Genomic DNA, 23,373 nt, shown 5'->3' with positions numbered 1-23,373 from the left:
CGGGTTCCGTGAACCCGGGCCGCCGCTTCTATGCGATCGGTGACATTCACGGGCGGCTCGACCTGCTCGAACGGCTGCTGGCGCGCATCGACGAGGATCATGCGGCGCGCGGGGCCATGCCGCGCACGCTCGTCTTCCTGGGCGACCTGATCGATCGCGGTCCCAAGTCGGCGCAGGTCGTCGAACGCCTTCGGCTGCTGGCCGAGGCCGAGCCCTCGACCCGCTTCCTCCTCGGCAACCACGAGGAAGTGATGCTTAAGGCGCTGGACGGCGACCAGGCGGCTTTGCCCTTCTTCCTGCGCATCGGCGGCAAGGAAACGGTGCTGAGCTACGGCATCGACGAGGACAGCTATCTGCGCGCCGACTATCCGACGATCCTGGAGCTGATGCGCCAGGTCGTGCCGCAGGCGCATATCGATTTTCTCAACGGGTTCGAAAACATCATCGTCGAAGGCGACTATGCCTTCGTCCACGCCGGCGTTCAGCCCAAGCTGCCGCTGAACGAGCAGAAGCCCGACACGCTGCGGTGGATCCGCCAGGGCTTCGTCGACTATAACGGCACGCTCGAGAAGATCATCGTCCACGGCCACACGATCAGCGAGGAGGTTGAGGAGACCCCCTGCCGGATCGGCATCGACACCGGCGCCTATATGACCGGCCGGCTGACCGCGATGGGGTTCGAGGGCGGCGAGCGCTGGACGATCCAGACCGGCCAGAGCGCGCTGCTCGCCGGCGCCGCCTAACCCGCCAGCCGCCGACGCACGCCGCCGATCAGTGTCGGCCACGCCGCGGCAAGCGCTTCGCGGCTCGCCAGCAAGCGGGCCGACAGCCGCAGCACGATCGCCAGCATCGCCGCGTCCAGCAGCAGCATCGCCACTCCCCCGCCGATTGCGCCGAGCGTCAGCGATAGACAATACGCGACCGCCATGCTCGCCAGCGACAGCACCAGATACGCCGGCGTGAAGCTCGCCTGTCGATTGCGCGCGAGGATGAGGTTGGACAGCGGCACCCAGAAGCCGCCGAGCAGGATCGTCCCCGCCATCGCCAGCACCAGCGGCTGCGGCACCGCGATCGCGCCCTGCGTCCAGACCGCGATCAGCGCCTGCCCGAACAGCGCGAAACCGAGCGCATAGGGCGCGGCCAGAAGCGCCGACAGCAACAACGTGACCGCCACCATCTGCGCCACCCCGCGCCGATCGCCCCGCGCGCTCGCCGCTGAGAACTCCGGCATCAGCGGCGCGTTGAACAGCCAGCAGAGCTGGAGCCCGACGCGCGACAGCGTCCGCGCCGCGGTGAACAGCGGCACCGTCGCCTGCCCCGCCGCCGCGCCCACCATCAGCGCCGTCCCCTGCAACGACACCGCCTGCGCCAGCGGCAGCAGCAGCACCGCCGCCGACGGCGCGAGCAGCGCCCTCACCTCCGCCCCGGACGCGTGGCGCAGCGCGATCGGCAGCCACGGCACCTGCACGCGCTGCACGAACGCCTGCGCGCCCAGGCCACACAGCCGCACCGCCAGCATCACCCCCGCCGCCACGGGCATCGAGCCGCCCAGCAACACGGCGGCGATCAGCGCCATATTCTCGGCCAGGATGACGAGCGAGTTGACGAACGATCCGATCGCGTAGCGCCCGTCCGCCCGCTGCGCGGCGAAAAAGAGGCTCCCCTGCATCGTCGCGATCCCGAAGAGGATCAGGATCGACAGCACCGCCCGAACGTCCGCGATCGGCAAGCCGGGATCGTCGCCGAACCAGCGCGCGGGCACCGCCCACACCGCCGCCACCGCCACCAGCGCGAGCAGGATCGAAGCGCCGGCGACCGTGAGCAGCGCACTCTGATAGGTGCGCAGCGCGCCGCCGACATTCCCTTCGGCCCGCTGCATCGCCATCTTCGTCCCCGCCGCGGTCGCGAAGCCGAAGTCGCCGATCGCCAGGAACATCGGCACCGTCGAGAGGAGCACCCACAGCCCGAACAGGTGCATCCCCCACGCATTGGCGAGCACCGGCACCGTCGCGAGCTGCACGCCCGCGACCACCAGCTTGCCGAACACATTGGCGCCGACGCCCGCCATCACTCGCCGGATCATCGCGCCGGGCCCTGGTCACGGCGAAGCTCGAACACCGCGCGTGCGCGCAGCAGCCGGCGGCGATGCTTCAGGTCGGCGCCCGCGCCCACCTCGCCCAGTGCGCGCGAAAGCAGCAGAACGGCGAAGTTGACCGCGACCGCCAGCACCATCGCCACCGCCGCGAACGAACTGTCGAACCGCCAGAACGCAAAGGCGACGAACGCTCCCACCGCGCCGAACGCGGGATTGAACCGCGACAGCCAGGCATAGCCGAGCTGATACGCGCCCAGCACCGCCAGCAGCAGCAACGGCCACCAGAAGCCATTATTGGCATAGGGCTCTCCGAACATCGTCGAGTTGAGCGCCAGCCGGCTGTCCCCCGTCATCGTCCGCCCCAGCGTCAGGCCGAACGGCTCGGGCCGCTGCGGGATCAGCTCGCGCGGGACGATGACGGTCAGCGGCCGGATCAGCCACGCGCCCGGCTCCACCGCCAGCCGCGGCGCCTCCCCGACAACCCAGTTGAAGGTGGTGAGATTGATCGACTCGAACACGCCGTTCATCGCGTCGACGAAAGTCTCGTCCGTCATCGAGGTCCGCGCGGCGACGCTGAACGCGGTCGCGAACCCTTCGACGCTGTAGCCATAGCGTGGGACCAGGCCGCGCATCGTCGTGAAGGTCGAGGAGAGCTGCACGCCGAATGCCAGCAGCACGGCAAGGACGCCGATCGTCGGCACCAGTCGCCGGCGGAACACGACGATCGTCAGCACCAGCAGATAGACGATCGTCACCCGGTTGAAGGTCAGGAACAGGTCGACCACCGCCACGCCCGCGCCGATCATCAGCGCCGCGCGGCTCCAGCGAGCTCCGCGCACCGACAGCGCGGCGAGGCAGCCGAAGACCGCCGTCCGCGCGAAATTGCCGACATGCTTCAGCATCTGGAAGCCGGGGCTTGCGTCCATCAGGTCGTGGGTCGCCCGAAACCAGTGCCCGCCGCTGCCGATCCCCGCCATCGCGAACGCCGTGATCGTCGCGCCGAGATAGAGGATGAGGATCACCGCCATCAATTGCACGGTCGGATAGCTCGGCCGGGCGGGCGGGCACCCCCGGGGCATGAACGACACCGCGATCCGCGCGACCGACAGGATCGCGATGCCGCCGAACAGCACGAAACTGGTGCGCAGGTCTTCATAGGGTCGATAATCGCCGATCGGCAGGAAGCCCGGCCCGATCCGCCCCGCCACCAGCACCGCGACCATCGGCACCGTGACATAGTAAGTGAGGCCGATCACGACCCCATCCATGAAACTCAGCCGCGCCAGGTCGATCCGCGACAGCGCCGCGGCGTTGAGCGCCGCCGCCATCACGAAGGCCAGGACGACGAAGAACGTCACCACGCGCGCCGCTCACGCACGCTGATCGCCGCCGCGGGATTGCCGCGATAGATGTGGCAGGGCTCGAGATCGTCGAACGCCGCGCCGCGTGCGCCCAGCACCGCGCCGTCGCCGACGGTCACGCCCGGACCGACGAACGCCTCGGCTGCGATCCACGCATCGGCGCCGATCGTGATTGGGCGCAGCAGCAGCTGGAAATCGGCATCACGAAGATCATGCGTGCTCGCGCACAGATGCGCGCCCTGGCTGACGACCGCCCCCGCGCCGATGCCGATACGACCCTGATTATAGAGGCGCACGCGCGGCCCGATCAGCGCGCCCGCGCCGATCGACAGGTTGGCGGGATGCCATACGATCGTCGATCCATAGAGCCGCACCCCGCGCCCCACCTCGGCCCCGAACGCGCGCAGGATCGTGCAGCGCCAGCGATGCAGCGGCGGCGGCGTCCAGCGCGCGGCGACCGTCCACACCAGCGTGAAGAGCGCGCGCTCGGCGCGATTGCGGCGCGAGAAGCTTGGCCCCGCCCCGCGCGTCCCTGCGGCATCGAGCGGATCGGCATCAGCCATGCAGCACGCTCTCGTACAGGCCGATCATCCGCCGCGTGAACGCCGCTTCCGAAAAGCGTTCGGCGACGAGCGCGCGCCCCCGCTCGCCCATCGCGCGACCCGCGTCGTCCATCGCGGACGCGGCGACCAGGCCTCCGACGATCCCCGGCACATCCTCGCCGATCCGGATCGCCGCGCCCGCGGTAAAGCCTTCGGCCAGATTGCACGCCTCGGTCATCAGCACCGGCACGCCGGCGGCCCAGGCCTCCAGCACCACCATCGGCAGCCCCTCGCTCTTCGACGGCAGGATCAGGAACGACGCCGCCGCCAGCGTCCGCGCCTTCTCCGCGCCATGCTGCGGCCCGACGAAGCGAACGTTACTCAGCCGCCGTCCTGCACGCGCGACGCGTTCGTCCAGATCGTCGACCCCATCGACCCAGCCCGCGATGACGAGCAGACAATCGGCCGCGCGCTCGTGCTCGCAGAAGGCTTCCCAAGCATCGAGAAGCTCGGCGATCCCCTTCTTGGCGTGGATGCGCCCGAAGAACAGGATGATAGTCTTCCCCGCATCTTCGCGTCGCCACCACGCGGGCGGCTCGGGTACCGGGTCGGTTATCTCGACGAAGTTCGGCACCACCTCGCACCGCGCATCCGGCACCAGCGCGCGAACGTCGTGCGCCTCCTTGTCGGTCAGCACATAAAACGCCGACGCCGCCTCCAGCATCCGCTGCTGATAGAGCCCCAGCATCAGCCGCTTGAGCCGCGGCGAACGCGCCAGGATCCACGGCTCCAGCATCCCGTGCGGCGAGATGACTAAGCGCCGGCCCGTGCGCCGGTGCCATCGCCATGCGGCATCGGCGTGCGTCGCCCACAGGCCGTGCACGTGCATCAACTCGACGCTTGCCCCCTGCATCGCTCGCGACAGCGCTGGCGCCCACCCGTAGCGCAGAACCGGCGCCGATCGCGCGGCATGAACCTCGCTCACCCGAAAACCCGCACGATCCTCGCCCAGATGCCGATCGTCGAGCGCGAACAGGGCGCAATCGACCCCCGCGCCATCGAGCGCATTGCTCGCCAGCCGCACGCTCTCCGCCACGCCGCCATTCAGCCGGCTGAGGCGATGCGCGGCGAGGCCCACCCTCATCGCCGCGTCCGCCTGGCGGCGACGGTGTCGAGCACCACCTGCTCGACGATCCGCGCCTGCGTTTCCGGGTTCCAGCGCGCATGGATCGCCCCGCGCGCCGACTCGCGTACCGCCGCTCGCGATCGCGGCGCCGCGAGCCAGTCGCGGATCGTCGCGGCCAGGCTGGCGACGTCGCCCGCCTCGAACAGGGCGCCCGTCACCCCGGGTTCGATCGCCTCGACCTCGGGCATCTGCGTGTCGAGGTCGCCATGCGTGATCGCGGGGGTGCCGTACATCAGGCTGTGGATCGCAGTCAGCCCGATCTTCCCCGGCGAGACCGTCAGGTCGGCGTGATAGGTGAGCGGCCCCAACACCCGCTCGTCATAGCAGGCGCCGAAAAAGTGAACGGCCAGCCCGCGCACCTTCGCCTGATGCTCCAGCGCCGCGCGCGACGGCCCGTCGCCGATCAGCAGGATGTTGACGGGCATCCCGTCGCCCGCCAGCCGCGCCGCCGCCTCGAACAACAGGTCGAAGCGGCAGAGCGGCGTCAGCCGGGCGGTGCAGATGAGGAGCGGCCGGTCCGGTGCGGCGAACAGCGCCTGCGGTCGATGCTCGGCAAACCCACCGCCCTCGATCTCCGCCACGATCGCATCGGCGCGCGCGACGTCGAGGCTGTTGTACACGACGGTGATCCGCGCCGGATCGTGGCCAGCCGCGATCCCCAGCGCCCGCCCCCGCTCGGCATAGACGAGCATCCGGTCGGCCAGCGCATAGAAGGCGCGGCGCATCATCCGCTTCGCCCCCACTTCCCGCCGCAGCCAGCCATGCGCCCAGAACAGCACCGGCACGCCGCGCAGCCGCGCGATCGCCGCGCCGATCCAGGTCGAGACGAAGTTGGGATCGCCGAGATAGACGATCGCATCGAACCGCCGATCGCGCGCGACCGCCACCGCCGCGCGCTGCCACATCAGCCGGCCGTGATAGGCAAACGGCGCCCTCACGAAGCGGCGGACAGCGCCGACATCCGCAGGCTCGATGCCGCGAAACCACTCGCTGCTGCCGAAGAAAGTGTACCGGACGCGCGCGCTGCGATCCATCGCCGCCATCACCGCCGCGCGGTAATGCGGCCAGACATGATAGACCACGGCGACGTTCAACGGCTCGCCCACCGATTGCCCCCCGATCGCCGATCCGGCGTTCACCCCGTTTCGAAGGATAAGGCCGGATCGTGATCTGTGGCAACAACAAAGCCTTGCGGCGAATTCCTCGCTACATCGTCCCCAACGCCGCGATCGCCGCCTGCGCGTACCGCTTGCCGAGCGCCGCACAGCCCTCGGGGCTCGGATGCACGCCGTCGCTGGCGAACATCCAGTCGGCATTGCCGCTGCCCGTCGTCGCACCCGCGCGCCCCGTCCCGCTCGCCCAGGCGCCGTCCAGATCGGTGGTCACCGGCACGAACCGACAGAGCGGATCGGCAAGCGCGCTCACCGCCGCCTGCACCGCCAGTTCCGCCGCGGTGATCGACGCCGTCCCGGTCAGCGGGCCGAGCGGCGCGGGCATGCAGCCGAACACGACGATCGGCACGCCCGGATGCCGCCGCCGCGCCTCGCGCAGTCCGGCCAGCGCGTTGACCTGAACCACGCCGGCATCGCGCGCGCGATCGTTGACACTCGCCATCAGGCAGATGAGCTCGGGCTCGCCATCAAGCGCAAGGTCGCCCGCGGCAATGCGCTGGTCGAACCGATAGACGCTGGCGTTGGCGTGGTTCCAGCCCGTGCCCCCCGACCCGCTCGCCAACATCCGCGCGCCCAGCCAATCGCCCATCATCGGCGCCGCGCCGTCGCCATAGAGCGACGCCGCCGATCCCAGCACATAGCTGTCGCCCAGAAACGCGACGCGCGGTCGATCATGATGATCGACGGGCCAGGCCCGCCCCGTCGCCTCGACATAGCCGCCGACCAGGCCGCTGCTGGCATGCCCCTCCAGCGTCACTTCCCGCACGTCGCGCAATCCGAAGTCGAGCAGCAGATACTGGTGCGTCGTCCCCGTCGTAGTCGCCAGCGTCGTCCCCGCCAGCGAGACATAGCGGCCATCGATCAGCAGCCGATAGGGCGAGCTCGTCGGGAACAGCCGCAGCGTCAGATAGCGGGCGCTGACCATCACCGACGCCCGCCAGAAATTTGAGGCGCGACCATTGCCGAGCCCCAGATTGCCCGTGCTCGCATCGATGATCGCCGAGGTGAAGCGCCCACCGCCATTGCTCGCGGTGAACTGGCCGCCATGCCAGCGCCACACCCCCGTCGTCGGCACGCCGAACGGATAGTGAAGCGGCGTGACGGCGGGCAGCGCCGCGCCATTGTCGGTGATCGTCAGCGATCCGGCATAGGCGCCCGCACTTCGGGGATTCGAGATCGCGGCGGTGCGCGCGGCACGCATCAGCCGCGCATGCCGCTCGGCAAAATCGAGCCGCGCGGGCGAGGCGGCGGGCAGGGTCACGGCCAGCATCGATGCCTCTTCAGGCCAGGTTCGAAAAGGTGGCGACGGCGGTGGTCCCCGCCCCGGCCACGCGCCGCACCGCAAAGGGCAGGATCGACAGCCCTGCCTCGACCGGAAGGTCGATCGCGCTCAGATCGTCGAGCACCAGCCGCACCGTGCCGCGGCCGGCCGCCACCACGGCGATCGCGCGGCCCGGGGCCAACTCGACATCCGGCGTCAGCGCGGTGGCGCTGCGATAGGAGGGTTCGGACGTCGGCAGCGGGGTCGCCGCGCCGACCCGCACTGCGCCTTCGGGGCCGGAAAAGGCGATCGCCTCGACGGGCACGAACCCGGCGGGCGCTTCGATCGGGGTGGTCGGCATGGCGGCTCCTCCTCTCGGCCGCGGTCCATCCGCGACTCGGCTCGGCCGCTACGCCTAGGGCAGCACGGTCGATGTAGGACAGAACATACTAGGAACACGGCCGCTGGTTTAAAGCGCTCCGGCGACCGCCAACCGCAACGCGGCTTCGAACCGGTTCAGGATGGACGCACGCCGCCACCGCGTCTCCGCCCGCCGCCGCCCGGCCTCGCCCAGCACGCCGCACCACGCCGGACCGTCGATCAGCGCTTCGATCGCGGAAACGAACACGTCGAGATCGCCGGGCGGCGTGACGACCCCGCACTCCTCGACCTCGCGCGCTAGCCCCGTCCCCGTCGCCGCCGTCGCGATCACCGGCCGCCCCGACGCGAGCATGTTGGCCAGCTTCGACGGCAGCACCAGATCGGCCGCGCCGGCGATCTGCGGCAGCAGATGCACGCTCGCCAGCCCGAGCAGATCGGACAGTCGCTCCAGTGGCTGAAGGTCGTGAAATTGGAGGTTGTCGAGGTCAGCCGCTCCCGCTTCCAATGCGCGCCGCGCCGGCCCGTCACCGCAGATCACGAACATCAGGTCGCGCCGATGCGCCAGGCGACGCGCCGCCTCGACGATGATCTCGATTCCCTGCTTGCCGCCGAAGCTGCCCGAATAGAGCGCGACATGCCGTCGCTCGATCCCCCATTCCGTCCGATAAGTGGACGGCCGATCGAGCGGCGCGACCGCGTCGTCGTCCGCCCAGTTGCGCAACTCGACGATCCGGTCGGCGGGAACGCCCTTGGCAAGTAGGCGATCGCACATCTGCGGCGAGATCGTGCTCACCCGATCGGCACGCAGGCATCGCGCCTCGACTCGGTGAGCCACCCGAGCGGCGATGCCGCCGCCGCGCAGCGTCCCGGTCGCGAATGCCGCATCGAGCTCGAAGTCCTGGACGTGCAGCCACAACAGCGCATCCGCCCGCGTCGCCGCGCGCCGGGCGGCCCAGATCGACAAGATCGTCGGCGCGACCACGATCACCGCGTCGGGGCGCGAACGCCGCAAGGCCGACCGCATCTCGGCATCCGCGTTCCGGACGAAGCTCAGATAATGGCGCAGCCGCCCCGCCCATCGCGGCTTGCGCGGCACGAAATGATCGACCCGGACGACCTCCACCCCGTCCTCGACCGACCGCTGCGGCCCGCGCGCCGCAAAGGACGGATCGATCCGCCATTCGGGAAAATAGGGCTTTCCGCACACCACCGTCACGCGGTGCCCGGCCTCGACCAGATGCCGCGCCATGCCAGCGGTGCGCGGCCCGGTTCCGACCAGCTCCGGCGCATAGTTCAGCCCCAATATCAGGATGTTCATCGCCGCTTTGCCAGCCCCCGCCCTGCCGCCGTGAATAAAGCCCGCGCGCGACGGTTACGCAATTGCGAACCATTTCGGGTCACCATCGGCCGGCGCCTTTCCACCGCCTTGCTGCGTCGTGCAAAGCTTGGCATGGTTCGCCGACATGAGCGCCGATCGAAGCAGCCTCGACCGGTCCCGCTGGTCCAAGCGTACCGCGCGCTTCATCGACGTGCTCTGCTTCGTCGCGCTGCTTGCGGTGATCGGGATCGTCCTCTACGCCTTCTTCTCTCGCGCGATCTGGGCGCGCGGCTACGTCGTTGTGCTTGGCCTTGGCATCATCGGCGCGGTGGTCATGCTGCTCGGGCTTGCGCAACAGGCGATCGCGGCGCGGGACGCGCGGACCTGGCGCGAGATGGCCGAGTGGCAGATCCGCGCCGCGCGCGCCAAGCTGATGGGCGGCGGCGCCGTCGATCATTCGGTCGACGGCGCGCTCGATCCCGACAACCCCTTCTATTACGAACACCTCGCCGAGGCGCTGCTCGAGAACATGCGCCGCGAGGAAGAAGGGCCGGTCGGGCGATGACCCACGATCCTCAGGGCGAGCTTGGCGAGAGCATCCCGCGGCTGGTCTCGCACTGGATCGCGGCGTGCTTTGGATACTTTCTGACGATCGTGTTGCCGCTGGTCGCCGAGTGGCCGCGCCCGGTGCCGCATACCGCATGGCCGCACTGGCTGGCGCTGCTGTCGATCGCGATCGCGACGTCGTCGGTGGCCGCCATCATCAACGCCAACCTGCCCGTCACCGCGCGCGAGCTCATCAAGAGCGTCGCGCTGGGCGCCGCGCTCAATGCGATGCTGATTACGCTGAAGCTGCTCTGACCGGCGCTCATCGCGGCGCGTCGAGCACCGGACGATCGGCCAGCGTCGGTTCCGCCGCCTCGGCCGCCGCGCGGCGCGACAGGATGTAGCGCTCGGTCGATCCCACCAGCGCCGCCTTGTCCGCATCGCGCGCCTTGCCGGGGTCGGTCAGCAGCACCGGCCGCTCCGCGACGCCGGTATCGACCGGCTTGCCTTGCGCCTCGACCGCAGGCGTTTCGGCGGTAGGCGCCGTCGATGCCACCGCGGTCACCGCCGCGGGCTCACCGCCGGCATAGCGCCCGTTGAACGCGCCCACCCGCCCCCAGGCGCCGCTCCAGCGATAGAAGATATGCGCGCCCACCGTCGCCACCTTGTCCAGGCTCGCCGCCCAATAGGGCACGACATAGTTGGCGTGATAGTGCGTCGCCCAGCCGACCGGCGCATAGACCTCGCCGCCCAGCGCCGCCGCCGCGACGCCGCGCGCCCGTCCCCACAATGTCGCCGCCGGCGCTCGCGAGAGTGATCCGTCGCAGGCGAAGCTGAACTGACAGCCGGTACGCCGCTGCGCGCCTTCGAACACCACGCCGCACACCGTCTTTGGAAAGGCCGGATGGCGCAACCGGTTGAGCACGACCTGCGCCACCGCCCGCTGCCCGCCATCGAGTTCGTTGGCGGCCTCGTAATAGATCGCCATCGTCATGCACTCGAGCGAGCGCTGATAGTCGGAGGCGCTCCGAAGCGGCATCAGGAACGCCGCCGACGCCGGGTTCGCGCCGCCCGCCAGCGGCATCGCGGCATTGATCGCCAGCGCGTCCTTGGCCGCGACCGGGCGCAGCGCCTCCGGCGCGAAGGGCGCGTCGAGATGCGGGATCTCCGCCGTCCGCCGCATCGGCGCGCGGGTGGCCGTCTCATCCCCCGGGAACGCGACCCAGACCAGGCCGCCGATCGCCCCGGCGATCAGCAGCACGCTGAGCAGCAATGGCGCCCAGGCACGGCGCCACCGCGAGCGATACACCACCGGCAGATAGATCTGCGGCGCCGGCTCGTCCGTGATGTCAGGGTGCGGGCGCGTCGCCCCGGCGCGTGTCGCCATGGCGCGCGCATAGCGGAAAAGTGCCGAGGCGGCAAACCGGCACGCCTGCTGCCTGGGGATGATTGACCCGTTCGCGGCTTCGGGTCATCGCTGCGCCCAAGCTAAAGGAACCGCCATGCTCGCAGCCCTTCTCGCCGCCGCCCTCGCCGGCCAGACCACGCCGGCACCCACGCCCACTCCGGCGCCGGCCCCCGCGACCTTCCTCAGCGCCGGCAACCTGCTCGATCGCTGCAAGTCGAACGCGGTGCCCGATGCGTCCTACTGCTTCGCCTATGTCGCGGGCGTCCACGACGCCGTCCGCGCCTATGAAAGCTGGCTCAACCTGCGCGAATTCTGCACGCCCGCCGGTACGCCGCAGGGCGAGCTGCGCAGCGCCTTCGTCGATTATCTGGAGCGCAATCCCGGCTTCGCTTCGGGCGAGGCGGCGTCGGTCGTCGTCGTCGCGATCAAGACGCGCTATCCCTGCATCGGCGCGCCGCCGCCAAAACCGCCGGCGCGCTGACCCGACCGGCCGGCTCACGCCGGCTTGCGGTCGTCCTCATAGTGATAGCGATAATAGTCGTACGCATCGCCGTACCCGGACTTGCGCGCATTGTACTTGGTCACGACGCAGCCGATGACGTTGGCACCGGCCCGCATCAGCCGCGTCACGGCGCTGCGTGCCTGGCCGTAATGCGCGCCGCCTGCCTCGACCACGAACACCGTCGCCTGTGCAGCGGCGGCAAGCTGGGTGGCGTCCGCCAGCGCCAGCACCGGCGGGCCGTCGACGACGATGATGTCGTACTCGCGCTGCATCACCGCCAGCAGCTCGGCCATCGCGGTGCCGGCATAGAGCGTCGCCGGATCGGGCGGGATCAGTCCGCTGGGCAGGAAGGACAGGTTCTCGACCTGCGTCTTCAGGATGACGCTGTCGTTCGTGTCGATCCGCGCGAGCACGCTGGACAGGCCACGCTCGGCCTGCGGCATGTTGAACACGCGGTGGAGCGACGGGCGGCGAAGATCGCCGTCGACGATCAGCGTCCGCTTGCCGAGCGAGGCGAAGTCGCGGGCGAGCGCGTAGGAGGTCGTCGACTTGCCCTCCGACTTGCCGCTGCCGGTGACGAGGATCGAGCGCGGCGTGCCCTGGTTCGACGACAGCTCGATCGCGGTCCGCGCGGAGTGATACGCCTCCGCGACATCGGATCGCGGATCGGCGAGCGCGGCGAGCGGCGCCCCGTCCGAACGCTCCGGCACGACGCCCAACACCGGCAGGCCCAGCTTCGCCTCCACATCCTGAGGATCTCGGATCGAGTCGTCGAGATAGTCGCGACCAAAGGCATAGAGCAGCGCCAGGCCAATGCCCGCGATCGCCGCCAGCGCCAGGTTGATGAGCGGTCGCGGCGACGTCGGCCGGCGCGGCGCTTCCGCCACGTCGACGACGGTCACGTTGTTCGACGTGACGCCCGCCTCCGCGCTGACTTCCTTGAAGCGCTGGAGCAGGCTCTCATAGAGCTGGCGGTTGGTATCCACCTCGCGCTTTAGGATGTTGTAGCGGACGCTGCGATCCTGTTCGGCCAGCGTCGCGCCCTTGAGCGAGGCGACCTGCCGCTCCAGCGCCTGATGCTGACGCTCGGCGGTCAGATACTGGTTGCGGATCGACTGGCGGATGCTCTCGGCGAACACGCGGATCTGCTGCTCCAGCGCGCTCAGCTGCGCATTGGCCTGCACCACCGTCGGGTGATCGGGCTTCAACCGCTGGCTGAGCTCGTTGATCTGGGCGATCTGCTCGGCGCGGCGCTGCGTCAGCCGCTGTAGTGCGTCGTTCGACAGCACTTCGGGCAGCGTCATCAACGGTGCCGCCCGCGCCTGCTCCCAGCGCTGACGCGCCTGGAGGCGATTGGCCTCCGACGTCGCATAATCGGTGTTGAGCTGCACGAGGTTCGCGGTGACGAGCGAGCGCGGTCCCTGCGCCTGGTCCAGCTGGCGCGAGGCACCGCCGCTCGCGTCGATCAGCTGTGCCGAGCGCGCATAGGTGATGAGCTGCCGCTCCGATTCCTCCAGCCGGCGCTTGGCCAGGTCGAGCTGTTCGTCGAGGAACTTGCGCGAATAGGCCGAGGTCGAGAACTTGCGCTGGATGTTCCCCTCGATGAAGTTGTTGGCATAGCTGTTGGCGATCTGCGCGGCCAACTGGGGATCGCGGCTGGTGAACACGACGCCGACGACCCGCGAGTTGCGGCGCAGGTCGACGGTCAGGTTCCGCTGGAGCGTATCGGTGACCTGGTCGATGCGCGGTCCGGCATTGGGATCGGCCTTGATCTCCTCCTCGCCGCTCATCCGCTTCAGGAACTCGTCATTGGCGGCAAGGCCGAGGCTCTCGGCCACGCGGCGCGCCATCGACCGGCTGCTCAACACGTCGACCTGGGTTTGCAGGAAGCGGTCGGCATCGCCGCCGCTGACGACGGGGTCGTTCTCCTCCGTGCCCAGCACCTTGGCGGTCTGCTGGTCGATCTGGACGCTGGCGCGCGCCTGATAGATGCGCGGCATCAACAGGACCGATGCGATGCCCGCCAGCGCCGCGACGACCAGGATCGCCAGCACGACGCGGCGGCTGCGATAGAGGGTGGCCCAGATCGCGCGCAGGTCGAACGTCGGCGCGTCATCCTCCGGAATGGCGCTGCCCGCCGGGGCGGCGCGATAGGCGTCGATCCGGTCGCCGATCGGGGGCTGCGGCGCTGGGATGCTCATGTTGTTCATCGATTGTATCCCGGATTGCGACGCATCAGAACTGCGTGAAGACGTTGAGCAGCGGCGCCGCGCGAAGGACGTCGTGCCAAACCTTCTTCGACACCGAATGGCCGACGATGATCGTGTCGCGTGCCTGCACGGCGGGGTCGGCATCGTCGCCGCGGCGGATGCGCTGCATGTCGAACACCGCACCCGATCGCTTGCCGTCGATGAAGCGGACCACCACGACCTCGCGCAGAGCCGCATTCTCCGTCTCGCCCTTCGCCAGCGCGATCGCGTCGAGCAGCGTCGTCGGACCCTGGATCGGATAGATGCCGGGCTCGGTCACCTCGCCCTGCACGGTCACGCGCTGGGAGACCGAGCTCGACACCGTCACGGTCACCTGCGGGTTGACGTAGAAGCGGTCGGCCAGCTTCTCCCGCACCTTCTCGGCCAGCTCGGTGGTGGTCAGGCCCGCCGCCGCCAGCCGCCCGATGAGCGGCATGGAAATGCTGCCCGCGGCATCGACGACGATGCCGTTGGCCGAAATGTCCTGTTCCTGGAAGACCGAGACCTGAAGCGTGTCCAACGGACCAATGACATAGTCGCGTGCACCCGGTCCCCCGACCGGTGCTGGGATCATCTGATAGGCGGCTTCACCGGCGGCAATATTGGGCCCGACATTATTGTTCGAACACGCCGAGGCGACAACCGCCATCAGCGCCAACGCGACTCTACCCCGCCCCATCTTCACCATCCCGCCCGACTTAACCCGTTCCCTCGCATTCATAGCATTGAAGCGTCAAGGTCGCGAGTGGTTTGGCGCACTGCAGCAATGTTGTGGGGACACCGTGACTTATCGGTCGAGCCTCTCAAGCGTTACGTCGTCGATGGTCCAACTTGGCGTCTCGCCCGTTCCGCGACCGATCGTCCATTCGATCCGCGGCCGCGAACAACCGGCCGGCACGTCGACCAGCGCCTGCCCCTGCCGCCAGCCGCCGCCGGCATCCGACCAGCGCATCGGCAGCGCCGCGGGCGCGCGGTTGCGGCAGACCAGCTGCCAGCCGCCCCTCGCCTCGACCACGCCCTGCGCGCGCACCCGGCTTCCCAGCCGATAGCGGCCGGGCGGCAGCGCCAGCGTCTGCGCGAGCACCGTTCCGACACCATAGCCGTCGGAGGCGATCTGCAACGCCCGGCCATGCCCAGGATCGGCGGCGATCGACACGCGTACGCCCGACAGCGGCGGCGCGGACCAGGCGAACGGCGCCGCTCCCTCCGGCAGCGTCGCGCCCACGCGCTCGAACCCGCCGTCGCCGATCCATCCGCGCCCCTCGCTCTCGCGCCACGCGCGCAGCACGTCGCCGTCCAGCCCGCGATCGCTCAGGCGCCAGCGCAGCAGCTCGGTCTCCTGCGGCGTCGCGGGCACGCCCGCCCGGCGCATCGCGGCGAGCAGCGACAGCGCCGCCTCCGGCTCGCCATCGGCGATCGTGTTGAGCAAGCCTTGGCGCCAGCCGGGCCGCTGCGCCAGCCGAAGCGCGATCAGGTCGGTCGCCCCCGGCACCGTCGTCAGGATCTGCATCTGCTGCAGCAGCACCGCATTGCCCGTGCCGCCCAGCCGCATCAGCCCGTCGAGCCGCTCGACCGCCACGCTGAGATCGCCAGCGCGGATCGCCTCGTTGACCAGCCACAGCTGATGGTGCGGTTCGCGCCAGCCGAGCGCCGCGCCCAGCCCGAGCATCGCACTCGCGGTTTCGGTATCGCCACTCGCCGCCGCAGCCATGCCCAGCGCCCGCACCGCAACCGCATCGACCGGCGCAATCCCCAACGCCCGCCGCGCCGCGTCCATCGCCTCCGCATTGCGGCCGCCGAGCTGCGCCTCGCTCGCCAGCGCTGACCACGCGCTCGCCGACCAGGGCGTCAGCACCGTCGCAACTCCCGGACGCCCCCCCCGCACCAAAGCATCGCTTCCGGCCGTGAGGATCGCGACGATGCCGATCGCTGCCGCACCGATCCGCCAGCCGATCGCCCCGCGCGCCACACCGCGCACACTCGCGTCGCGCGCCGGCACCAGCAGCCCCAGCAGCAGCCCTGCCAGCCCCGCCAGCGCGGTCATGCGCAGCGGATAATCGACCAGCGACCACGCGAGGATCACCCCCAATCCCGCCAGCGCGACCACGATCGTCGACCGCTCCCGCCGCGCCGCGCGTTGCCACGCACGCACTGCCGCGACGATCACCGCCGCCACCGCCAGGCCGGCGAGGCCCAGGCCAAGCAGCCCACCCTCCAGCGCCAGCTCCAGATAGTCGTTGTGCGCATGGTTGACGTAGAGGCGGTTGACCTCGCCCAGCGGTTCGAAGCTGCGATAGACGGGATCGAAGCTGCCAAGGCCGGTGCCCCACGGCATCCCCTCGCCGATCGCCAGTCGCGTCGTCGACCAGTAGAGCGGCCGCAGGTCGTCCGACGTGACGGCATAGCGGCCCAGCAATTGCTGGAACCAGCCCGTCTGCGCGAGCACCAGCATCGCCACCGCGAACAGCCCCGCCGCGATCAGCAGCGTCCGCGCGCGCCCCTGCTTCTCGACGATCAACGCCGCCGCGAGGATCAGGAGTGGCGGCAGCAGCGCCAGCGCTGTGCGCGACAGCGTCGCCATGATGCCGAGCGACAGGAGGACCAGCAGCCCCGTCCGCGCGAGCAGCCGATCGCGCGCGACCTGTCGCCTGCGCTCGCCCTGCACCTCGACGACGCCGGGCACCGCAACCAGCAGCAGCGCGATCAGCAGGAATGTCGCCTGGTGGTTTCGATTGACGAACAGCCCGACGCCAAAGCCGCGATGCTGCGTGTCGAACAGGATGGGCGCTCCGCCCGCGCCCATCGCGACCTGAAGCGCACCCAGCACCGAACTGAGTGCCGCCACCGCCACGATGACGCGAAGCACGACCACGCGCCGCCGATCCGACAGGCACGCCGTCGCGACCAGCATTGTGAGCGGCACGGCCGCGTGGAGCAGCATGCCTATCCCGGCATCCGGCGCCAGCGAGATCGCGTGCCACCCGTCGCCTCCGCCGATCGCATCCAGGATCGAGGCGGCGAGCGCATGGCCCGGCAGCGCGCGCCAGATCGCAGGCGGCAGCGGCAGCGACTGGATTACGACCAACGCCAGCAATGCGGCGAACGGCGCCATGAGCAGCGCCAGTCCGGTGGGACGCAGCCGAAGCGCGAGCGGCGTTGCCCAGCCGAGCACGGCAAGTGCCGCAAGCGTGATCGGCAGCTGCACGAGCGGATAGGTTCGCCCCGATCCCCCGAACACCGCCATCAGCGCCGCAAGCACCAGCGTCAGGCGATAGAGCATCAGCGTCGCGGACGATCCCGCCGCAGGCGATGACGAAGCGGATGGCACGTGCGACGAACTCCCGGACAAGGCTTGGCAATCAGGTCTTGCGCGCGGCGCGTCAAGGCGGACTATGCGCCCCGTGTCCGCATCCCGCCGCCGCCTTCGCATCGCCATGTTCGCGGTCGCTCTTTCGCTCGCCGTGTCGGCGCATGGCACAAGCGATCTGGCCGCCGACGACCTCGCGCGCGAGGGGCGGGTCGCGGCGCTCGCCTATCGCCTCGCCAGCCGCGCGGCGGATGCGGGGCTCTGCGCGAAGCCGCGACCGGTCACGGGCATGGTTCTCCACGACATCGCCGCCTATGAACCCGCGGATCGGGCGCGCGTGCGATCGGCGCTGAAGCTAGGTACCGGCTTCGGCGTGCGGCTGGTCGTTCCGGGGAGCCCGGCCGCGGTGGCCGGCATCCGCGCGGGGGACGAGGTCACCATCGTCGACGATCGCCCGATGGCGGACTTCGCGCTCGACCGGATCGGCGACGAGGCCAGCCCTGCGCGCACCGAGCGCTTCGCCTCGATGCTCGAACTGTCGCTGTCGAAAGGGTCGGTTCGCCTGACGACTCAGCGGCCGTCGCCGGCCGTCATGCTCCTTCTGGAGCACACGCTGATGGGTCGGCCCGGTTGTGGCGGCGAAGTGGTCGTGACGTCGTCCAGAGACGTCAATGGCTGGTCCGACGGCAAGCGCGTCGCCGTCACCAGTGCGCTCGTCGACACCGCCCCGGACGACGCGGTGCTCGCCTTCGTCGTCGCGCACGAGATGGCGCACAACATCCTCTCGCACGCGGCGCGTACTGGGGGCGCAAGCGTTGCCGCAAGCCTGGGCCTGGACGGGGGCCGCAGCCGCCGCGCCGAGATCGAGGCGGACACGCTCGGCATCCGCATCCTGAAGGCAGCAGGCTACGATCCTATGGGCGGCGAACGCTTCGTCGCCTGGGCCGCACGCGAAGGTCACTCGCGCTTTTCCTTCACCCATCCATCGACAGGTAAGCGCGTCGACGCCCTCCGCGCCGCAGTCTCGACCGGCGACTAAGCGGCGTCGATCGCAGTATCGGCAATCCCGTTTGCCGAACTGCCCGCGCCAAGGTCTGTGAGCGAACTCAGAGGTCGATCTCCAACGCACAGGACGCCACCCAATCAGTATCAAACCGATCGGCCTGCAATCATCCCGACACCCGGACGGCACAAACAAAAAGGGCCCCTGCCAGCGGCAGGAGCCCTCCTCAAACCTTGGCTGACGAGCGACAGCCCGTCGGCAAATCAGTCGTTGCTGCCGCTGCCGCCGCCGCCGGCCGCAACCGCGACCGCCAGGCCAACCGCGCCAACCGCGACGATCGGGATGATCACGCCAGCACCGGCCAGCGCCTTGTTCTTCTTGCGGACCGAAGCCTTCGCCGGCGTGGGCAGAGCGCCCTGCGCGTCGGCCTTCATGGTCACCGGCGCCGGACGCACATCGGCGGCAACGGCCTGGCCGGCAATAAGCGTCGTCGCGACAACGCCAAGCGCGATCTTCTTGATCATCCCCGTTTCCTCCAATTCGCGTCGACGTTTTCGCAACGCAACAATTTCGCGATCGTCATGCCTGACGGATTGTCGAAAGTCAATTCGGGGTCGTCTGCAATGACTCGCTTTAAACAATGCGGCATCCTTCCAGTTACGCCTCGTCAAAGCCTTGCTTCGAGCGTCTCCTGCCGATCGCCTTCCAGATAGAGCGCGGTCAGCACGCCGCTACGATACGCGCCCGTATCGATGCCGATTCGGTTGGCGCGAATCGACACTTCCGGCTCCACACTGTGCCCATGAACGATCACCGCGCCATGATCGCTCGGATCGTCGAGGAAGTCGTCCCGGATCCATAGCAGATCGGTTCGCGTCTGCCGCCGAAGCGCGACGCCCGGCCGCACGCCGGCATGACAGAAGAAATAATCGCCGGACCGTGCCGTGATCGGCAGCCGCTTCAGCCAGGACACCCAGTCGCGCGGGATCGCCGAGCGCAGCCGCCGCGCATAGTCGCGGGCATCGTCACCGCGCCGATAGGGCGACAGTTCGAAGCTGCGGACGGTCTGTGCACCACCCACCCCCATCCAGATGCGCAGATGCTCGGGATCGCCATCGATCGCCTGAAGCATCGCCTCCTCGTGATTACCGGCCAGCACGACAATCCGGTCAGTCTGCCGCTGAAGATCATAGAGCAGACCCAGCACCCGGGCGCTGTCGGGGCCTCGATCGACCAGATCACCCAAAAAGATGATATGAAAGCTCTTGGCGGGGGGCAGCGACGCCGAATGCGTTGCGATCCGGTCGAGAATCGCCGTCAGCAGGTCGTATCGACCATGGACGTCGCCCACGGCATAGATGCGCTCACCCAAATCGGTACTTGGCAAGAATAGGGCTCCGGGCTAGCGGTATGGCCGTCTTTCCGGGGGCAGAGCCCGCACTTGCACGGGCTTTGGGCGGACGATTGAAGGATCTTTCGATTGACGCGGTTCACGCCGGATCTCGAACATATTCGGCTTCGCGGGCGAAAGATAGCGCATCGGTCCGTTCGCCCCCGCGAACGGCCGCGGTGATGGCCTCGCGCCTGGCCCGCGTGGCCCCCGCCCTTGCGACATCCTCCAAGTCGCGAGTGCAGGATGATTCATCTGCACTGGGCGTGACCGACGCGCGCGACGATCCGGCCACCGCCGATCGACCACGGCCGCGCCGCGCGTTGCTGGTCGCATCCGCCGGCGGGCACTGGATCGAGCTTCGCCATCTTTGCGCAGCCTTTGACGGCTGGGATTGCCAATTCGTCAGCACCTCGACCGGGATGACCGCACCGATCGGGCACCGCGACGTACTCGCGATCCCCGACAGCTCGCGGGACACGGTTGCAAAGGTGACGCGCACCTTTGCGCGGCTTCTGCCGATCGTCTGGCGCTTCGACCCTGATGTCGTGCTGTCGACGGGCGCCGCCCCCGGCGCGGTGGCGCTGCTGATCGGCAAGCTGATGGGCGCTCACACGATCTGGATCGACAGCATCGCCAACAGCGAAAAGCCGTCGCTCTCGGCCTCAGCGATCCGCCCGTTCGCCGATCTGCGCCTGACCCAATGGTCGGACCTTGCGACGCCCAAGAGCGGGCTCGGCTTTTTCGGCAAGATCCTGTGATCCTCGTCTCGGTAGGAACACAGCTGCCGTTCGACCGATTGGTGCGCGCGGTCGACCAGTGGGCGACCCGAACGGGCGAGCGCAACATCGTCGCACAGATCGGCCCCGCGCTCTATCAGCCCACTGCCCTGCAGAGCTTCGAATTCCTCGAGCCGGACCAGTTCGGCGAGCTTCAGCAGCAATGCGACGTCATGGTCAGCCATGCCGGTATGGGATCGATCATCACCGCGATGGAGATGGGCAAGCCGATCATCATCATGGCACGTGACGATCGCCGCAACGAACACCGCAACGGGCATCAGATCGCCACGGCCAAGAAGTTCATGGACTGGCCCGGCGTCTATGTCGCGGAGAACGAGATCATGCTCGCGGGGTTGCTCGACCGCATCGCAGAGCTGAAGCCAGGCGCCTGCCCCGACATCGAAGCGTCGAAAGCGTTCGTCGGGCAGCTTCGCTCGCATCTCGATCGCGTCGGCGAACCATCGCTCCTGCGCCGCTTGCGACGCCGCGCGCACTGAGGGCTGCATTGCGCAAGATTAGAAATGACCTGACAAGCGATCGCCGAACCCGCAAGCACAATGACCATCCATAGATCCCGAACTCGGCCAAAGGCTTTGCCGCAGCGCAGCATAGTTATGGTAGCGTAAGTACTACGTTATTTTGCCGCGAAGCTCACGCCAACCAACCGGGATTGCGGCGCTTTTCTGCAAGATTACCTTCGATAAAATAGGCATAATCGTCCAATCGCTCAGGAGTTTAGTTGGTCACCCAAATATCGGTTCTTGAGCATATCGAACGCTTTTTGGCGAAATGGCGCGACTTTTACTGACGAGACGGATCACCGGCCAATAAACTTGATGAAATGCCACTTTGCGGTTAGTAACGTGGCGCAAGGGATGAAAGCGGGGTCAAGGGTGAACAGGATCGGATGGGCGATGGCGGCGGGTGCGCTGTTGCTTTCGGGTTGCGGCCGGTCGGGCACGCCGCCGATTTCGTCGGGTGAGCGCTATGTCAGCAGCACCGCCGAAGAAGCGTATCAGCTCGGCGCCGGCGACAAGGTGCGCGTCACCGTGTTCAACGAGCCTCAGCTCAGCGGCGAGTTCGCGGTCGGTGCCGACGGTGTGCTGTCGCTGCCGCTGATCGGCAATGTCGCGGCGACTGGCAAGACTCCGGCCGAGATCGCCGCCACGGTGCAGCAGCGCCTTGGCGACGGCTACATCCGCGAGCCGCGCGTCGCTGCCGAGATCACGACCTATCGCCCGTTCTTCGTGCTGGGCGAAGTGAGCTCGCCGGGCCAGTTCCCCTATCAGGCGAACATGACCGCACTCAATGCGATCGCCACGGCGCAGGGCTTCACGCCCCGCGCCAATCGCAAGACTGTGCTGATCCGCCGCTTCGGCGAGCAGGTCGAGCTTGAATATGTGCTCACGCCCGAACTGCGCGTCTGGCCGGGCGACACGATCCGACTCAAGGAGCGGTTCTTTTGATCCGTCGCCCGCGTCCGGGTTCGTGATTTCGGAGGCGATCGATCGTGCGTGATCGTCGGCGTGCATCGATATCACAGGTAAGCACGGTCTGGCTGTGCCGCACCGCCGCGGCGCTGGCCGTCGGCGTCGTGCCCGGTGCGCTGAGCGCGCAGGTCGTCGGCCCCGCGGGCGAGGCGACCGGCACGCTTATCCAGCCGGCGATCGATCCCGAGTTCAACCGCGATCGCAACATCAGCGTGACCGAACGCGCCCGCCCCTCGTACGACGCGGTGGGCGTCAGGGTGGGCGCGTTCCGCGTCAATCCGGCGATCGGCGTTTCGACCAACTTCACCGACAACGTCTTCACCGACAACAACAACAAGCGCGCCGACGTGTTCGCGTCGATCAATCCCACGCTGAGCGTCAACTCGCTCTGGAGCCGGCATCGTCTGAGCGTCGTCGCGAACGCTGATATCCGCCGGTACGCGAACGAAACGCTGCGCAATCAGGAAGGCTGGTTCCTGTCGACGCTGGGGCGGCTGGACGTCAGTCGTGACCTGCGGCTCGACGGTACGCTGCAGGTCGATCGCACCTTCGAATCGCCCTATTCGGAGGATCTGGTCGCCAACGTCATCGTACCGTCCAACTATTTGCGATCCTATGCGGCGCTGCGCGGGACGTTCCAGCCGGGCCGGACGCGGATCATCGGAACGATCGACCGGACGACGCTGGATTTCAACACCATCCAGTTCGCGGACGGCAGCCGCCGCAACCAGGAATTCCGCAACCGTGAGATCCTGCGGGCCGCCGGTCTGTACGAATACGCGCTGACGCCCAGCACGTCGGTCTATGGTCAGTTGACGATCGACAGCACCGACTATTCGGTGCCGTTGCCCAACAACACGCCGAACCGGGATTCGCGGGGCTACAACGCGATCGGCGGCGTCAATTTCGACCTGGCGGGCCGAGCGCGCGGCGCGGTCGGCATCGGATACACGATCCGCGACTACGACGCTGGCCGCTATCCGACGGCGCGCGGCCTCTCGGTACAGGCGCGGGTGGACCTGTTCCCCAGCGAACTCACGACGGTGTCGATTTCCGCGTCGCGTGTGCTGTCCGACGTCAGCATCGGCAACTCGGCCGCGCTGTGGATCAATCGCCTGACCATCGGCGCGGATCACGAGTTGCTGCGCAACCTGATCCTCAGCGCCTCGATCGATGGTCAGAAGCGCGACTATCCGACGCTGGGCTCGTCGACGGACGTTTTGCGCGGCAGTTTTAGTGGCCGTTATCAGGCATCGCGGTGGCTGGGCTTTACGGCAAGTTTGGGTTATGGATCGAGCCGGCCGACGGGTGCGGGGCTGGGCAATCCATTCGACGAATTGCGGGCAAGCGTGGGGATCCGCGTTCGTCGATGATGGTGTG

23 protein-coding genes are annotated in these 23,373 nt (G+C 68.6%); 9 read left to right on the top strand and 14 right to left on the bottom strand.

The annotated features are described in order from the left end of the window. The first annotated feature begins 8 nt into the window (after positions 1–8). Positions 9–743 carry a metallophosphoesterase family protein gene (locus tag RS883_RS07910; protein ID WP_315764617.1) on the top strand — a complete coding sequence of 245 codons (735 nt, stop codon included), beginning with the start codon at positions 9–11 and terminating at the stop codon, positions 741–743. Here RS883_RS07910 and RS883_RS07905 read toward each other — a convergent pair. From RS883_RS07905 to RS883_RS07870, 8 genes are all read right to left on the bottom strand, one after another. Continuing rightward, positions 740–2,083: a hypothetical protein gene (locus tag RS883_RS07905; protein WP_315764614.1), complete on the bottom strand. Its 1,344-nt coding sequence runs from the start codon at positions 2,081–2,083 to the stop codon at positions 740–742. The genes RS883_RS07910 and RS883_RS07905 overlap by 4 nt on opposite strands. Next, complete coding sequence (locus tag RS883_RS07900; protein ID WP_315764612.1) at positions 2,080–3,453, bottom strand: hypothetical protein; 1,374 nt, start codon at positions 3,451–3,453, stop codon at positions 2,080–2,082. Before RS883_RS07900 ends, RS883_RS07905 begins: the two co-directional genes overlap by 4 nt. After that, entirely contained in the window at positions 3,450–4,019 is a 570-nt protein-coding gene (locus tag RS883_RS07895) for a putative colanic acid biosynthesis acetyltransferase (protein ID WP_315764610.1), read from the bottom strand. Before RS883_RS07895 ends, RS883_RS07900 begins: the two co-directional genes overlap by 4 nt. After that, on the bottom strand, positions 4,012–5,142 hold the full coding sequence (locus RS883_RS07890) for a glycosyltransferase (protein ID WP_315764609.1): 1,131 nt from the start codon (positions 5,140–5,142) through the stop codon (positions 4,012–4,014). Before RS883_RS07890 ends, RS883_RS07895 begins: the two co-directional genes overlap by 8 nt. Further along, the gene (locus RS883_RS07885; protein WP_315764607.1) at positions 5,139–6,290 is read right to left on the bottom strand and encodes a glycosyltransferase family 4 protein; all 1,152 of its coding nucleotides are present in this window, start codon (positions 6,288–6,290) and stop codon (positions 5,139–5,141) included. Before RS883_RS07885 ends, RS883_RS07890 begins: the two co-directional genes overlap by 4 nt. A gap of 100 nt (positions 6,291–6,390) precedes the next feature. Further along, a complete protein-coding gene (locus RS883_RS07880; RefSeq protein WP_315764605.1) occupies positions 6,391–7,626 on the bottom strand; it encodes an SGNH/GDSL hydrolase family protein in 1,236 nt (411 codons plus the stop codon). A gap of 10 nt (positions 7,627–7,636) precedes the next feature. After that, on the bottom strand, positions 7,637–7,978 hold the full coding sequence (locus RS883_RS07875; RefSeq protein WP_315764603.1) for a hypothetical protein: 342 nt from the start codon (positions 7,976–7,978) through the stop codon (positions 7,637–7,639). A gap of 108 nt (positions 7,979–8,086) precedes the next feature. Beyond that, positions 8,087–9,316, bottom strand: coding sequence for a WcaI family glycosyltransferase (locus tag RS883_RS07870; RefSeq protein WP_315764601.1), 1,230 nt, complete (start codon positions 9,314–9,316; stop codon positions 8,087–8,089). Between the two features lie 145 nt (positions 9,317–9,461). Here RS883_RS07870 and RS883_RS07865 point away from each other — a divergent pair, with 145 nt between their 5' ends. Beyond that, positions 9,462–9,881: a hypothetical protein gene (locus tag RS883_RS07865; protein WP_315764599.1), complete on the top strand. Its 420-nt coding sequence runs from the start codon at positions 9,462–9,464 to the stop codon at positions 9,879–9,881. Further along, positions 9,878–10,177 (top strand): hypothetical protein, encoded by a 300-nt coding sequence (locus tag RS883_RS07860; protein WP_315764596.1) that lies wholly within the window; start codon positions 9,878–9,880, stop codon positions 10,175–10,177. Before RS883_RS07865 ends, RS883_RS07860 begins: the two co-directional genes overlap by 4 nt. 7 nt (positions 10,178–10,184) lie before the next feature. Here the strand turns inward: RS883_RS07860 and RS883_RS07855 are convergent, their stop codons facing one another. Further along, entirely contained in the window at positions 10,185–11,249 is a 1,065-nt protein-coding gene (locus RS883_RS07855) for a cell wall hydrolase (RefSeq protein ID WP_315764594.1), read from the bottom strand. 115 nt (positions 11,250–11,364) lie between these two features. Here RS883_RS07855 and RS883_RS07850 point away from each other — a divergent pair, with 115 nt between their 5' ends. Beyond that, complete coding sequence (locus RS883_RS07850) at positions 11,365–11,751, top strand: Rap1a/Tai family immunity protein (protein WP_315764591.1); 387 nt, start codon at positions 11,365–11,367, stop codon at positions 11,749–11,751. Positions 11,752–11,765: 14 nt separating this feature from the next. Here RS883_RS07850 and RS883_RS07845 read toward each other — a convergent pair whose 3' ends face one another. The 3 genes from RS883_RS07845 to RS883_RS07835 all read right to left on the bottom strand — a co-directional run bounded on the left by RS883_RS07845 (position 11,766) and on the right by RS883_RS07835 (position 17,301). Beyond that, on the bottom strand, positions 11,766–13,982 hold the full coding sequence (locus tag RS883_RS07845) for a polysaccharide biosynthesis tyrosine autokinase (protein ID WP_315764588.1): 2,217 nt from the start codon (positions 13,980–13,982) through the stop codon (positions 11,766–11,768). 25 nt (positions 13,983–14,007) lie between these two features. Then, on the bottom strand, positions 14,008–14,700 hold the full coding sequence (locus RS883_RS07840; protein WP_315764585.1) for a polysaccharide biosynthesis/export family protein: 693 nt from the start codon (positions 14,698–14,700) through the stop codon (positions 14,008–14,010). Positions 14,701–14,808: 108 nt separating this feature from the next. After that, positions 14,809–17,301 carry an O-antigen ligase family protein gene (locus RS883_RS07835; protein ID WP_315764583.1) on the bottom strand — a complete coding sequence of 831 codons (2,493 nt, stop codon included), beginning with the start codon at positions 17,299–17,301 and terminating at the stop codon, positions 14,809–14,811. A 121-nt stretch (positions 17,302–17,422) separates the two neighbouring features. Between RS883_RS07835 and RS883_RS07830 the strand changes: the two genes are divergently transcribed. Then, positions 17,423–18,367 carry a M48 family metalloprotease gene (locus RS883_RS07830; protein WP_315764581.1) on the top strand — a complete coding sequence of 315 codons (945 nt, stop codon included), beginning with the start codon at positions 17,423–17,425 and terminating at the stop codon, positions 18,365–18,367. 227 nt (positions 18,368–18,594) lie between these two features. Here RS883_RS07830 and RS883_RS07825 read toward each other — a convergent pair whose 3' ends face one another. Then, a complete protein-coding gene (locus RS883_RS07825) occupies positions 18,595–18,855 on the bottom strand; it encodes a hypothetical protein (protein WP_315764578.1) in 261 nt (86 codons plus the stop codon). A 143-nt stretch (positions 18,856–18,998) separates the two neighbouring features. Next, complete coding sequence (locus RS883_RS07820) at positions 18,999–19,718, bottom strand: metallophosphoesterase family protein (RefSeq protein WP_315764576.1); 720 nt, start codon at positions 19,716–19,718, stop codon at positions 18,999–19,001. Between the two features lie 77 nt (positions 19,719–19,795). On the opposite strand from RS883_RS07820, the gene RS883_RS07815 reads away from it, so the two are divergent. The 4 genes from RS883_RS07815 (at position 19,796) to RS883_RS07800 (ending at position 23,366) form a co-directional block, all read left to right on the top strand. Further along, positions 19,796–20,482, top strand: a complete 687-nt coding sequence (locus RS883_RS07815; protein WP_315764574.1) for a hypothetical protein — start codon at positions 19,796–19,798, stop codon at positions 20,480–20,482. Then, a complete protein-coding gene (locus RS883_RS07810) occupies positions 20,479–21,000 on the top strand; it encodes a glycosyltransferase (protein WP_315764572.1) in 522 nt (173 codons plus the stop codon). Before RS883_RS07815 ends, RS883_RS07810 begins: the two co-directional genes overlap by 4 nt. Before the next feature lie 396 nt (positions 21,001–21,396). Then, positions 21,397–21,969 carry a polysaccharide biosynthesis/export family protein gene (locus tag RS883_RS07805; protein WP_315764570.1) on the top strand — a complete coding sequence of 191 codons (573 nt, stop codon included), beginning with the start codon at positions 21,397–21,399 and terminating at the stop codon, positions 21,967–21,969. A 44-nt stretch (positions 21,970–22,013) separates the two neighbouring features. Then, the gene (locus tag RS883_RS07800; protein ID WP_315764568.1) at positions 22,014–23,366 is read left to right on the top strand and encodes an outer membrane beta-barrel protein; all 1,353 of its coding nucleotides are present in this window, start codon (positions 22,014–22,016) and stop codon (positions 23,364–23,366) included. The last annotated feature ends 7 nt before the right edge of the window (positions 23,367–23,373 follow it).

This window comes from Sphingomonas sp. Y38-1Y (assembly GCF_032391395.1).
GTDB lineage: Bacteria > Pseudomonadota > Alphaproteobacteria > Sphingomonadales > Sphingomonadaceae > Sphingomonas.
The sequence above is the reverse complement of the archived record's forward strand: the minus strand, read 5'-3'. Positions and strand labels throughout refer to the sequence as shown.

Bases quoted from the DNA above. Each gene is read 5' to 3' on its own strand.
- RS883_RS07905 (WP_315764614.1), bottom strand. From the start codon at position 2,083: ATGATCCGGCGAGTGATGGCGGGCGTCGGCGCCAATGTGTTCGGCAAG.
- RS883_RS07895 (WP_315764610.1), bottom strand. From the start codon at position 4,019: ATGGCTGATGCCGATCCGCTCGATGCCGCAGGGACGCGCGGGGCGGGG.
- RS883_RS07890 (WP_315764609.1), bottom strand. From the start codon at position 5,142: ATGAGGGTGGGCCTCGCCGCGCATCGCCTCAGCCGGCTGAATGGCGGC.
- RS883_RS07880 (WP_315764605.1), bottom strand. From the start codon at position 7,626: ATGCTGGCCGTGACCCTGCCCGCCGCCTCGCCCGCGCGGCTCGATTTT.
- RS883_RS07875 (WP_315764603.1), bottom strand. From the start codon at position 7,978: ATGCCGACCACCCCGATCGAAGCGCCCGCCGGGTTCGTGCCCGTCGAG.
- RS883_RS07870 (WP_315764601.1), bottom strand. From the start codon at position 9,316: ATGAACATCCTGATATTGGGGCTGAACTATGCGCCGGAGCTGGTCGGA.
- RS883_RS07865 (WP_315764599.1), top strand. From the start codon at position 9,462: ATGAGCGCCGATCGAAGCAGCCTCGACCGGTCCCGCTGGTCCAAGCGT.
- RS883_RS07860 (WP_315764596.1), top strand. From the start codon at position 9,878: ATGACCCACGATCCTCAGGGCGAGCTTGGCGAGAGCATCCCGCGGCTG.
- RS883_RS07855 (WP_315764594.1), bottom strand. From the start codon at position 11,249: ATGGCGACACGCGCCGGGGCGACGCGCCCGCACCCTGACATCACGGAC.
- RS883_RS07850 (WP_315764591.1), top strand. From the start codon at position 11,365: ATGCTCGCAGCCCTTCTCGCCGCCGCCCTCGCCGGCCAGACCACGCCG.
- RS883_RS07845 (WP_315764588.1), bottom strand. From the start codon at position 13,982: ATGAACAACATGAGCATCCCAGCGCCGCAGCCCCCGATCGGCGACCGG.
- RS883_RS07840 (WP_315764585.1), bottom strand. From the start codon at position 14,700: ATGGGGCGGGGTAGAGTCGCGTTGGCGCTGATGGCGGTTGTCGCCTCG.
- RS883_RS07835 (WP_315764583.1), bottom strand. From the start codon at position 17,301: ATGCTCTATCGCCTGACGCTGGTGCTTGCGGCGCTGATGGCGGTGTTC.
- RS883_RS07825 (WP_315764578.1), bottom strand. From the start codon at position 18,855: ATGATCAAGAAGATCGCGCTTGGCGTTGTCGCGACGACGCTTATTGCC.